Genomic DNA, 11,829 nt, shown 5'->3' with positions numbered 1-11,829 from the left:
CCTTTTTATTGCGGAGAGCCTGTCCGTCAGTCGCGGATGGCGATCAGAAAAAGGCCTGCAGGCCGGTCTGGGCGCGGCCCAGGATCAGCGCGTGGATGTCGTGGGTGCCTTCATAGGTGTTGACCACCTCCAGGTTCACCACATGGCGGATCACGCCGAACTCATCCGAGATGCCGTTGCCGCCCAGCATGTCGCGCGCCACGCGGGCGATGTCGAGCGACTTGCCGCACGAGTTGCGCTTCATGATCGAGGTGATTTCCACCGCGGCGGTGCCTTCGTCCTTCATGCGGCCCAGGCGCAGGCAGCCTTGCAGGCCCAGCGTGATCTCGGTCTGCATGTCGGCCAGCTTCTTCTGCACCAGCTGCGTGGCGGCCAGCGGGCGGCCGAACTGCTTGCGGTCCAGCGTGTACTGGCGCGCGGTGTGCCAGCAGAATTCGGCGGCGCCCAGCGCGCCCCAGGCGATGCCGTAGCGGGCCGAGTTCAGGCAGGTGAACGGGCCCTTCAGGCCGCTCACGCCGGGCATGATGTTCTCTTCCGGCACGAACACCTGGTCCAGCACGATTTCGCCGGTGATCGAGGTGCGCAGGCCGACCTTGCCATGGATGGCCGGTGCCGACAGGCCCTTCCAGCCCTTTTCCAGGATAAAGCCGCGGATCTCGTCCTTGCCGTTATCGCCCTGCAGCTTGGCCCAGACCACGAACACGTCGGCGATCGGCGAGTTGGTGATCCACATCTTGGCGCCGCTCAGCTCATAGCCGCCGTCGACCTTCTTGGCGCGGGTGACCATCGAGCCCGGGTCGGAGCCGTGGTTCGGCTCGGTCAGGCCGAAGCAGCCGATCCATTCGCCGGTGGCCAGCTTGGGCAGGTACTTCTGCTTCTGCGCTTCGGTGCCGAATTCAAAGATCGGCACCATCACCAGCGACGACTGCACGCTCATCATCGAGCGGTAGCCGGAATCCACGCGCTCGACTTCACGCGCGATCAGGCCGTAGCTGACGTAGTTCAGGCCCGGGCCGCCGTATTGTTCCGGGATGGTGGGGCCGAGCAGGCCCAGTTCGCCCATCTCGCGGAAGATCTCGATGTCGGTCTTTTCATTGCGGAAGGACTGAAGCACGCGCGGCATCAGCTTATCCTGGCTGTACGCAGCGGCGGCGTCGCGCACCATGCGTTCTTCGGCAGTCAGTTGCTGGTCCAGCAGCAGGGGGTCGGCCCAGTGGAATTCGGCGTTGGCAGCCATGCAGGTCTCCTTCGATAGCGCGGGGGAAGCATCGGGGGCGGGGCGAATGGTCGCTTGCCGCACCGGCGCTTCCGGGAATCATGACGGGTTCGGTGATCTTCGCGGAGGGTTTTCGTGGTTCCGCATTGCGGAACTGTGTTCCGTTGAATTAGTATATCGCAATGGGTTTGCCGTGCAACAGGCAAAACCCCCGACACCCATGCCTTTGTGCGATGAGCGGACAACCGCCGACCTGAGAGGAGCCGCCCTTGACCAGTCCGTCACTTTCTCCCGATGCCACGCCGCCCGCGCCGGTGCGCGACAGCGATCCCAACTTCGTCACCGCGCTGGCGCGCGGGCTGGAGCTCATGCGCTGCTTCCGCACCGGCGAGGCGATGCTCGGCAACCAGGACTTCGTGCGCCGAACCGGCTTCCCTAAGGCCACGGTGAGCCGGCTGGCGGGCACGCTGGTGCAGCTGGGTTACCTGCGCTATGACGAGAGCCTGGGCAAGTACGCGCTGGATGCCGGCGTGCTGGCGCTGGGCTACGCCTACCTGTCGGCGTCAGACGTGGTGACGCTGGCGCGGCCGCATATGCTGGCGTTCGCGCAGTCGTATGGGGTCTCGGTTTCGCTGGGCAAGCGCGAGCGCATGGAAGTGATCTACCTGGAATCGATCCGCAACGATGCGGGCGTGATGCTGGGGCTGGGCGTGGGCTCGCGCTTGTCGCTGGTGTCCAGTTCGATGGGGCGGGCGTACCTGGCCGCGTTGCCGGCGGCGCGGCGCGAGCGGGTCATGGCTGAGTTCAGCCAGGCGTTCCCCGAGCAGTGGAAGCAGCAGGAGACCGCCACGCGCGCGGCCCTGGCCGAGGCGCAGCAGCGCGGCTATGCGGCGTCGTTCCGCGACTGGCATCCGGCAATCCATGCCTGTGCGGTGGCGTTCCGGCCGGTGGGGGAGAAGGAGCTACACATGCTGAGTTGCAGCGCTTCCTATGGGGCGGTGGATGAGGCGGTGTTCCACCAGACGCTGGCGCCGGCGTTGCGGGCGCTGGCGGCAAGGTTGTCGGACCCGGCGGGCTGACGGCCAGGTCCGACGTGCGCAGGCGTTACAGGTCCGTGCGCAGCTTCCACAGCTCCGGGAACAGCACCACATCCAGCATCTTGCGCAGATAGCTGACGCCCTCGGTGCCGCCGGTGCCGCGCTTGAAGCCGATCACGCGTTCGACCGTGGTCACATGGCGGAAGCGCCACTGGCGGAACGAATCCTCCAGGTCCACGAACTTCTCGCCCAGCTCGTACAGTTCCCAATGCGCCGACGGATTGCGATAGACCTCCAGCCATGCCGCCTCGACTGAGGCGTTGTACGCAGTCGGCTGGGTCCAGTCCCGCTCCACGCAATCCGCATCGACCGCAAAACCACGCCGCGCCATTAGCCGGATCGCCTCGTCATAAAGCGACGGCGTCTTCAGCGCGGTCTCCACCAATGCCAGGTGCTCTGGCCGGTGCGCGTGCGGCTTCAGCATGGCCGCGTTCTTGTTGCCGAGAATGAACTCGATCTCGCGATACTGGAACGACTGGAAGCCCGACGACATCCCCAGGTAAGGCCGCATCGCGGAATATTCCGGCGGCGTCATCGTCGCCAGCACGTTCCACGCCTGCACCAGCTGGTCCATGATGCGCGATACCCGCGTCAGCATCTTGAACGCCGGCGGCAGGCTGTCGGCCTTGACCGATTCACGCGCAGCGCGCAGCTCGTGCAGCATCAGCTTCATCCACAGCTCGGTGGTCTGGTGCTGCACGATAAACAGCATCTCGTTGTGGTCCGGCGACAGCGGGTGCTGCGCGTTCAGGATCTGGTCCAGGCCGAGATAGTCGCCATAGCTCATGTCCTTGGCGAAATCCATCTGCGCGCCGTGCCAGCCATCGCCCTGTGCTTTCGTGCCAGCCTCGCTGGCGGCGCCGGAGAAGGGGCATCCCTTGAATTCAGTCATGATGCGCTCCCGATCAGGTCACCTGGCCGCGCGTCTGGAAGCGCGCGTCGCGATAGGCGCCGCTGTCCAGCACATCGCGCAGGATTTCCACAGCATCCCACACCTCGGTGAAGCTGGTGTACAGCGGCGTGAAGCCAAAGCGGGCGATGCGCGGCTCGCGGTAGTCGCCGATCACGCCGCGCTCGATCAGGGCCTGCACCAGCGCATAGCCGTCCGGGTGCTCCAGGCTGACCTGGCTGCCGCGGCGCGCGTGCTCGCGCGGCGTGACCAGCGTCAGCGGGTGGTGGCCGCAGCGCGCCTCCACCAGTTCGATGAACAAGTCGGACAGCAGCAGTGACTTGGCGCGCAGCACCTGCATATTGGTCTGGGCGAAGAGGTCCAGGCCGCATTCCACCATCGCCAGCGAAGTCACCGGCTGCGTGCCGCACAGGAAGCGGCGCACGCCTTCCACCGGGCGGTACTGCGGATCCATCGCGAACGGCGCGGCATGGCCCCACCAGCCCGACAGCGGCTGCCAGAAGGCATCGCGCAGCGCGGGAGCAACCCAGACGAAGGCGGGCGAGCCCGGGCCGCCGTTCAGGTACTTGTAGGTGCAGCCGATGGCGTAGTCGGCCCCGGCCGCCTTCAGGTTGACCGGCACGGCACCGGCGGAGTGGCACAGGTCCCACACCGTGAGTGCGCCGCGGGCATGGGCCAGCTCGGTCAGCGCGGCCATGTCCAGCATCTCGCCGGTCTTGTAGTTGACGTGGGTGAGCATCAGCACGGCGGCGTCGGCGCCCACGGCGGCGTCGATCTCGGCCGGCGAATTGACCAGGCGCAGCGAATAGCCCTGCTGCAGCAGGTCGGCCAGGCCTTGCGCGATGTACAGGTCGGTGGGGAAGTTGCTGGCCTCCGACACGATCACCTTGCGCGCCGGGTCGCGCGTCTGCTGCACGCGCAGCGCCGCGGCCAGCACCTTGAACAGGTTGATCGACGTGGTGTCGGTCACCACCACTTCATCGTGGCCGGCACCGACCAGCGGGGCCAGCTTGTTGCCCAGCCGCTGCGGCAGCTCGAACCAGCCGGCGGTGTTCCAGCTGCGGATCAGGCCCTCGCCCCATTCCTCGGCCACCACCTGGGCGGCGCGCTCGGCGGCGGCGCGCGGGCGGGCGCCCAGCGAGTTGCCGTCGAGGTAGATCACGCCCTCGGGCAGCGCGAACTGGTCGCGCAGCGGGCGCAGCGGGTCTTGCTGATCGAGCCGGATACAGTGCTCGCGGTCAAATGTCGTCATGTCGTGGGATTGGCCAGGGGTTGTTCGAAAGTGGTTCAGTCGAGGCTGCGCAGCACCGCGCGCACCGGGCTGGCATCGAGCCCGGCAAAGCGCAGCGGCAGCGCGATCAGTTCGTAGTCGCCTTCGGCGACCTCATCCAGCACGATGCCTTCCAGGATGGCCAGGCCGTGCCGGCGCACCGCGTTGTGCGCGTCCATGGTCTTGGATTCCTGCGGGTCGAGCGAAGGCGTGTCGATGCCGACCAGCTGCACGCCGTGCGACGACAGCAGCGCGATGGTGTCGGCGGCGACCGCGCAGAAGCCCGGGTCCCACTGCGCCAGCGGCGCCTGCGCATAGGTGCGGAGCAGCACGCGCGGCGGCAGGCCGGCCAGCGCGTGTTCGATATGGCGCGGCTCGACCACCGGCGAGGCGCCGATGCAATGGATCACGCGGCAGGTGCCGAGGTAGGGCGTGAGCGGCACGGCGCCGATCGGCGCGCCGTCGGCGGCGTAGTGCAGCGGGGCGTCGGCGTGCGCGCCGGTGTGCGGCGAAAGCGTGATGCGGCCGACATTCACCGGGCAGTGCTCGTCGATCTGCCAGGCCGGCTGCTGCTGGAACGGCGTGTCGCCGGGCCAGACCGGGGTGGCGGGAGAGAGCGGCGGGCTGATGTCCCACAGCCGGCGCGGGTCGTGATTGGGGGCGGTCATAAGGGTGCGCGGCGCCTTTGCAAGGCGCCGTCGTTGTCTGCCTCGATGTCGGAAATCATAGTCAAAATTGCCGACAAGAGGCTTGCTAAATGGACCGTCGATGAGGTCATCTTTCGCATAAAATGCGAAGAATTGATGATTTGTCGAAGGAAATTCGAATGAACCTCGATCCCACCGACCTGCGCATCCTGACCTGCCTGCAGGAGAACGGCCGCATCAGCAACCAGGACCTGGCCGACCGCGTGGCGCTGTCGCCTTCGGCATGCCTGCGGCGGGTGCGCCTGCTGGAAGAGTCAGGGGTGATCGGCGGCTACCGCGCCTGGTTCGACGCCGAGCAGCTCGGGCTGGAGCTTGAGGCGATCGTGCAGGTGTCGATGCGGCACGACGTGGAGGGCTGGCACGACACCTTTATCGCCGCGGTGCAGTCGTGGCCGGAAGTGCTGTCGGCGTACATCATCACCGGCGACAGCAACTACATCCTGCGGGTGCAGGCGCGCAACCTGAAGCACTACTCGGACTTCATCGTGAACCGGCTGTACCGCACCAAGGGCGTGATGGATATCCGCTCGAATATCGTGCTGCAGCGGATCAAGGTGGACAGTTCGCCGCTGGCGATCCTGAAGGCGGGTGCGGAGGGCGCCTAGCCTAGCGCTGCGTATGCAGCGCGATCAGCTGCCGCAGGGTTTCCTTGAGCAGCGCACCCTGGCGCGGGCCAAAGTCGTCCAGCACTGCGCGCTCGTGCTGGGCGGCGCGTGCCAGCAGTGGCTGGGCCAGCGCGAGGCCGCGCGGGGTGATCGAGATCAGCGCCTGGCGGCGGTCGGTCTGGCCGGCGCGGCGCGTCACCAGCCCGTCGGCGGCCATGCGGTCGACCAGCTTGGTCAGCGTCGGCTGCTTGGTCAGCGTGATTTCGGCGAGCGTGCCGATGGTGCAGTCGGGGCGGTCGGCCAGCGTGGCCAGCACGCGCCATTCCTGCACGGACAGGCCGCTGGCTTCCACTTCGCGGTGGAATTCGCCCGAGATCAGGTGGCTGGCGCGGGCCAGCAGGTAGGCCAGGTAGCCATCGACAAAGGGCGGGGGGGATTGCGCAGGCAGGTCCGCCATGATGGGCCCGGAGCTGTTCAGAGGTCGAGTGGGGCGGTGGTGGTGAACTGGCCGCCCTGGAATACCAACGGGCCGTCGCTGCCATCGAGCACGCCGCAGCGCTCGACTTCGCCCACGAAGATGATGTGGTCGCCCTCGTCGTAGCGGCTGCGGTTGTGGCATTCGAACCAGGCCAGCGCATTGGACAGGATCGGCAGGCCGGTGGCCGAGAGCCGGTAGTCGACGCCGGCGAAGCGGTCGCCCTTGAGGGTGGCGAAGCGCTGGCACAGCTCCAGCTGCGAGGCCGACAGCACGTTGATGATGTAGTGCGTGCCGTCGCGGAACATCGGCAGGCTGTTGGCGCGCGACGCCATGCTCCACAGCACCAGTGGCGGATCCAGCGACACCGAGTTGAACGAACTGGCGGTGATGCCGATGAACGGCGGCGCGCCGGCGGCGACAGACTCGGGGCTGGCGCGCGTAGTGATCACCGTCACCCCGGTCGCGAACTGCGACAGGGTGCGGCGGAAGTGCTGCGCATCGAAATCTGGTGCGGCGGCGCTGGCGATCTGTGGCTGGGCCTCAGGCATGCCCATGGGGGCTCCGCTGGAGTTCATGAAATTTCATATATATTATTCGCGCCAGGGGCAGCAAGTTCAAGCCCGGCCGTGCGCTTATTTGCGGCCGCGGCGCTGGGCTGGCGCACACAACAAGGCGGGCACTGCCGCCGATACAACAAGCAGGACCTAGCAGGAGACAAACGTCATGCTCATCGAGCAGATCGAACACCGCTGGCTGGCGGCGTTCCGGCGCACGCTGGAACTCTGTGCCCTGCAGGGTGCGGAAGTCGTTGGAATTGTAACGGAGTCGCAATCCCGCCCTGTCAACGTGGCCTTGGCCGAACTGGCCGTGCAGTCGCTGGGCGCCACCGCGGTGCGCATCCAGGTGCCGACACCCGCACTTAGCGCGCCCGCGCCGGTGCGCTCCACCGGCGCCAGCGATGCCTTGCTGGGCCTCGCTCCGGTGGTGGCGGCCTTGTCGCGCTGCCACCTGGTGCTGGACTGCACGGTGGAAGGCCTGCTGCACGCGCCGGAACTGCCGCTGATCCTGCGCGGCGCCGACGGCATCGTGCCGCGCATGCTGATGGTCAGCAACGAACATCCGGAGATCCTGGAACGCTGCCAGCCCGACCCGGCGCTGGAAGGCACCGTGCGCGCCGCCATGAAGCGCCTGCGCGGCGCGCGCGAGATGCGCGTGCATTCGCCGGCCGGCACCGAGCTGCGCATCGGCCTGGCCGAGGCCCGCGTGGGCGGGGTCTGGGGCTTCTGCAACAAGCCCGGGCAGGTCTCGCACTGGCCCGGCGGGCTGTGCCTGGCGTTCCCGGCCAGCCGCCAGGTCAACGGCACGCTGGTGCTGGCGCCGGGCGACGTCAACCTGACCTTCAAGACCTACCTGCGCGATACCGTGGTCTGCCATATCGAGGACGACTACATCGCCGGCGTCGAGGGGCAGGGCGTGGATGCCGACATGATGCGCGGCTACTACCAGGCCTGGGCCGACCGCGAAGGCACGCGCGATGCGTACGCGGTCTCGCACGTGGGCTGGGGCCTGAACCGGCTGGCGCGCTGGGACGCGATGACCTTCTACGACAAGCGCGACTGCAACGGCACCGAGCTGCGCGCGTTTGCCGGCAACTTCCTGTTCTCGACCGGCGCCAACGAGGTCGCCGGGCGGCATACGCTGGGCCATTTCGACCTGCCGCTGCGCAACTGCACGGTGTCGCTGGATGGCCGCAACGAGGTCGAAGCGGGCACGCTGGTGGAGATGGCGGCATGAGCGCGGCCGCGACGATGCAACGCCACGCCAACGGCATTGCCACGCTGGCCTGGGGCGATGGCCCGGTGGCGGTGGTGATGCTGCACGGCATCGGCGGCGGCAAGGCCGCCTGGCCCGCGCAGGGCGAGGCGCTGGCGCAGGCCGGCTACCGTGCCGTGGCCTGGGACATGCCCGGCTACGGCGACAGCGCCCTGATCGATCCCTATGACTTCGACGGGCTGGCGCAAGCGCTGGCGCCGCTGCTGCAGGCCGAGCGCGACGCCGGCCGGCGCGTGGTGCTGCTGGGCCACAGCATGGGCGGCATGGTGGCGCAGCAGGCCTGCGCGGCCGCGCCCGCGCTGATCGACGGCATGGTGCTGTCCGGCACCTCGCCCGCCTTTGGCAAGGGGGACGGGCCCTGGCAGCGCGAGTTCATCGCCGCGCGCACCGCGCCGCTGGACGCCGGCAGGACCATGGCCGAGATGGCCGCCGGGCTGGTGCGCACCATGGTCGCACCCGATGCCGAGCCACAAGCCGTGGCCTTTGCCACGGCGGTGATGGCAGCGGTGCCGGCGCCCACCTACCGCGCGGCGCTGGCTGCGCTGGTGCGCTTCAACCAGCGCGACGCGCTGCCGCGCATCGCGGTGCCGGTGCTGGCGCTGGCCGGGCAACACGACACCAATGCCGCGCCCGAGGTGATGGAGCGCATGGCGCAGCGCATTCCCGGCGCCGAGTACCGCTGCCTGCCGGATGTCGGCCACCTGGCCTGCATGGAGCGGCCGGCGCTGTTCAACGAGGCGGTGCTGGATTTCCTGCAGCGGCGCTTCCCCGTGCACTGAACCACGCCGCTTCCCGGCAACGCAACACAAGAACCGCCGCCGCGCCGCCACCGCATCCGGCGCGAGCAGGAAAACAGGAGACCGCGACATGCCCTCTGACCAGCTCGACTTCGTTCCCGCCATCGGCACGGCGGACTTCACCCCGCAACAAGCGCGCCTGCTGGCGCTGGCCAACCGCCTCGGCCGCGAGCGCTTTGCCGCGCGCGCAGCCACCTGGGACCGCGAGGCCAGCTTCCCCTTCGCCAACTATGCCGACCTGCGCGAGGCCGGCCTGCTGGCCCTGTGCGTGCCGCGGGCGTTCGGCGGCGAGGGCGCGGACTTTGCCACCTACTGCATGGTGGGCGCCGAGATCGGCCGCTTCTGCGGGGCCACGGCGCTGACGTACAACATGCATATCTGCTCGACCATGTGGACCGGCGTGCTGTCCGACGGCATCGACATGACGCCTGACCAGCGCGCCGAGCACGAGGCGCGGCGCGAGCTGCATTTCGCACGCGTGGTGCGCGACGGCGCCGTCTATGCGCAGCCGTTCTCCGAAGGCTCCGCCGCCGCCGCGGGCAAGGCGCCGTTCGGCACCACCGCGCGCAAGGTCGATGGCGGCTGGGTACTGAACGGGCGCAAGATCTTCGCCTCGCTGTCGGGCGCGGCCGACTACTACGGCATCCTGTGCACCGAGGACCGCGGCGACCAGCATCCCGACATGCGCGACACGCTCTACATTGCCGTGCCCGGCAAGGCGGAAGGGCTGACCGTGACCGGCGAGTGGGACCCGATGGGCATGCGCGGCACGGTGTCGCGCACGCTGCTGCTCAAGGACGTGTTCGTGCCCGACCACGAGCAGCTGATGCCGCGCGGCGTCTACTACCGCGCGGCGCAGACCTGGCCGGCGATGTTCTTCACGCTGTCGCCGACCTACCTGGGGGTGGCCCAGGCCGCCTACGACTTTACCGTGCAGTACCTGCGCGGCGAGGTGCCGGGCCAGCCGCCGGTCAAGCGCCGCATGTACCCGACCAAGCAGATCGCGGTGGCGCAGATGCGCATCCAGCTGGAAACCATGCGATCGCTCTTCTGGCGCGTGATCCATGAGGCGAAGCCCAATCCGACCAAGGACGAGCGCCTGCGCCTGTACGCCGCGCACTACACCGTGATGGAAGGCGCCAACGACATCGCCCGGCTGGCGATCCGCACCTGCGGCGGCCAGTCGATGCTCAAGGACCTGCCGCTGGAGCGGCTCTACCGCGACTCGCGCTGCGGCGCGCTGATGCTGCCCTGGACCGCCGAGCTGATCCTGGACCGCATGGGGCGCGAGACCCTGTACGAATCCGGCGAGCGCGACGAATGAGCGCCGCCAGCCGCACCATGCGTGCGGGCGCCGCCGGGCTGGGCGCGCTGCCGGCCATGCTGCATGGCCATGCCGCCGCGGCGCCGGGGCGGCCGGCGTTGCACTACCTGGGCCGCACCTTCACCTACGGCAAGCTGTGGCGGCGCGTCGAGCGTGCCAGCGCCCACCTGGCAGCGACGTGGGGCATCCGCGCGGGCGACCGCGTCGGCACGCTGTGCCTGAACCACGAGCTGCAGCTGGTGCTGCTGTTCGCCTGCGCGCGTGTCGGGGCGATGTTCGTGCCGCTGAACTACCGGCTGGCGCCGGCGGAGTTGCGTACCATCGCCGCCCACGCGCAACTGGCCGCGCTGTTTCATGACGAGCGCCATGCAGGGCTGGCGCAGGAGGCTGGCGGCGGCTGCCAGGCCGCGCCTCTCGACCGGTTGGTCGACCATCCCGCGCCGTTCGGCGTGGCCCACCTGCCGGTGCCGGACGATGCGCCGCTGCTGCTGGCCTACACCTCCGGCACCACCGGCAAGCCCAAGGGCGCGGTGCATACGCAGGCCGGGCTGCTGGCCAATGCGCGCGCCAGCTGGTGGGCGCACGGCATGACCACGGACGACCACGTGCTGTCGGTGCTGCCGATGTTCCATGTCGGCGGGCTGTGCATCCAGACGCTGCCGGCGCTGCTGGCCGGAGCGCAGGTCACGCTGCACGACCGCTTTGCGCCGGATGCCTGGCTCGGCGCGGTCGCGCAGGCGCGGCCGAGCCTGTCGCTGATGGTGCCGGCAACGTTGCGCGCGGTGCTGGAGCATCCCGGCTGGCCCGGCGCCGACCTGTCGGCGCTGCGCGGCGTGATGGCAGGTTCGTCGACCATCCCGCTGTCGTATATCGACGCCTTCCATGCGCGCGGCGTGCCGCTGGGGCAGGTCTATGGCGCGACCGAGACCGGTCCGGTGTCGGTGGTGCTGAAGCTGCAGGATGCGGTGGCCCGGCCTGGCTATGCCGGCTGGCCGCAGCCGGAGGCGCAAGTCCGGCTGGCTGGCCCGGACGGTGCCGAGGTGGCGCAGGGCGCAGTCGGTGAGCTGTGGGTGCGCGGCGCCAACGTGATGGCTGGCTACTGGAACCAGCCTGATAACGGCCTGGCCGACGGCTGGTTCCATTCCGGCGACCTCGCGCACCGCGATGCCGGCGGCTGCATCGAAGTCGTCGGCCGCAGCAAGGACATGATCATCTCGGGTGGCGAGAACATCTATCCCGCCGAGATCGAGAACGTGCTGGTCGGCCTGCCCGGGGTGCAGGAGTGCGCGGTCGTCGGCGTGGCCGATGCGCGCTGGGGCGAGGTGCCGGTGGCGGTGGTCGTGCCCGCGCCGGGCGCGCCGCGCGACGCGCTGGGGGCGGAGCCGCTGCGCGAACTGCTGGCCACGCGCATTGCCCGCTTCAAGCTTCCGCGCGAGGTGGTGCTGCTGGACGACCTGCCGCGCAGCGCGCTGGGCAAGGTGCTCAAGCCGCAACTGCGCGCGATGCTGGAGGCACAGCGCCAGCCTGGCTGAATCCGCTGCAAGGGCGCCGATCTGCGCTTATGCTTGAGGCCGTGACACCACAGACGACAA

General features: G+C 68.9%; 12 protein-coding genes. 6 read left to right on the top strand and 6 right to left on the bottom strand.

Annotated elements, in window-relative coordinates:
* Nucleotides 1-43: 43 nt before the first annotated feature.
* Nucleotides 44-1,237, bottom strand: a complete 1,194-nt coding sequence (locus CF68_RS17510) for an acyl-CoA dehydrogenase (RefSeq protein WP_035821047.1) — start codon at nt 1,235-1,237, stop codon at nt 44-46.
* Nucleotides 1,238-1,485: 248 nt separating this feature from the next.
* Here CF68_RS17510 and CF68_RS17505 point away from each other — a divergent pair, with 248 nt between their 5' ends.
* Nucleotides 1,486-2,295 (top strand): IclR family transcriptional regulator, encoded by an 810-nt coding sequence (locus tag CF68_RS17505; RefSeq protein ID WP_035821045.1) that lies wholly within the window; start codon nt 1,486-1,488, stop codon nt 2,293-2,295.
* 25 nt (nt 2,296-2,320) lie between these two features.
* Here CF68_RS17505 and kynA read toward each other — a convergent pair whose 3' ends face one another.
* The 3 genes from kynA to kynB are packed head-to-tail and all read right to left on the bottom strand — an operon-like array spanning nt 2,321 to nt 5,161.
* Nucleotides 2,321-3,205: a tryptophan 2,3-dioxygenase gene (gene kynA / locus CF68_RS17500; RefSeq protein WP_035821043.1), complete on the bottom strand. Its 885-nt coding sequence runs from the start codon at nt 3,203-3,205 to the stop codon at nt 2,321-2,323.
* Nucleotides 3,206-3,218: 13 nt separating this feature from the next.
* On the bottom strand, nt 3,219-4,475 hold the full coding sequence (gene kynU, locus CF68_RS17495) for a kynureninase (RefSeq protein ID WP_035821041.1): 1,257 nt from the start codon (nt 4,473-4,475) through the stop codon (nt 3,219-3,221).
* A 35-nt stretch (nt 4,476-4,510) separates the two neighbouring features.
* Nucleotides 4,511-5,161: an arylformamidase gene (gene kynB, locus CF68_RS17490; protein ID WP_035821038.1), complete on the bottom strand. Its 651-nt coding sequence runs from the start codon at nt 5,159-5,161 to the stop codon at nt 4,511-4,513.
* Nucleotides 5,162-5,319: 158 nt separating this feature from the next.
* Here kynB and CF68_RS17485 point away from each other — a divergent pair, with 158 nt between their 5' ends.
* A complete protein-coding gene (locus CF68_RS17485; protein WP_013957609.1) occupies nt 5,320-5,805 on the top strand; it encodes an Lrp/AsnC family transcriptional regulator in 486 nt (161 codons plus the stop codon).
* A 1-nt stretch (nt 5,806) separates the two neighbouring features.
* Here the strand turns inward: CF68_RS17485 and CF68_RS17480 are convergent, their stop codons facing one another.
* Nucleotides 5,807-6,262: a MarR family winged helix-turn-helix transcriptional regulator gene (locus CF68_RS17480; RefSeq protein ID WP_035821036.1), complete on the bottom strand. Its 456-nt coding sequence runs from the start codon at nt 6,260-6,262 to the stop codon at nt 5,807-5,809.
* A 17-nt stretch (nt 6,263-6,279) separates the two neighbouring features.
* The gene (locus CF68_RS17475; RefSeq protein ID WP_035821035.1) at nt 6,280-6,837 is read right to left on the bottom strand and encodes a flavin reductase family protein; all 558 of its coding nucleotides are present in this window, start codon (nt 6,835-6,837) and stop codon (nt 6,280-6,282) included.
* Between the two features lie 169 nt (nt 6,838-7,006).
* Here CF68_RS17475 and CF68_RS17470 point away from each other — a divergent pair, with 169 nt between their 5' ends.
* The 4 genes from CF68_RS17470 (at nt 7,007) to CF68_RS17455 (ending at nt 11,769) form a co-directional block, all read left to right on the top strand.
* Nucleotides 7,007-8,077: a hypothetical protein gene (locus CF68_RS17470; RefSeq protein WP_035821033.1), complete on the top strand. Its 1,071-nt coding sequence runs from the start codon at nt 7,007-7,009 to the stop codon at nt 8,075-8,077.
* The gene (locus tag CF68_RS17465) at nt 8,074-8,895 is read left to right on the top strand and encodes an alpha/beta fold hydrolase (RefSeq protein WP_035821030.1); all 822 of its coding nucleotides are present in this window, start codon (nt 8,074-8,076) and stop codon (nt 8,893-8,895) included. Before CF68_RS17470 ends, CF68_RS17465 begins: the two co-directional genes overlap by 4 nt.
* An 88-nt stretch (nt 8,896-8,983) precedes the next feature.
* Nucleotides 8,984-10,237 carry an acyl-CoA dehydrogenase family protein gene (locus tag CF68_RS17460; RefSeq protein WP_035821028.1) on the top strand — a complete coding sequence of 418 codons (1,254 nt, stop codon included), beginning with the start codon at nt 8,984-8,986 and terminating at the stop codon, nt 10,235-10,237.
* On the top strand, nt 10,234-11,769 hold the full coding sequence (locus tag CF68_RS17455) for a class I adenylate-forming enzyme family protein (protein ID WP_051591569.1): 1,536 nt from the start codon (nt 10,234-10,236) through the stop codon (nt 11,767-11,769). The genes CF68_RS17460 and CF68_RS17455 overlap by 4 nt, the downstream gene beginning before the upstream one ends.
* Nucleotides 11,770-11,829: the final 60 nt, after the last annotated feature.

Origin of the sequence: Cupriavidus sp. SK-4 (assembly GCF_000611125.1) — a bacterium.
Classification (GTDB): Bacteria; Pseudomonadota; Gammaproteobacteria; order Burkholderiales; family Burkholderiaceae; genus Cupriavidus; species Cupriavidus necator.
The sequence above is the reverse complement of the archived record's forward strand: the minus strand, read 5'-3'. Positions and strand labels throughout refer to the sequence as shown.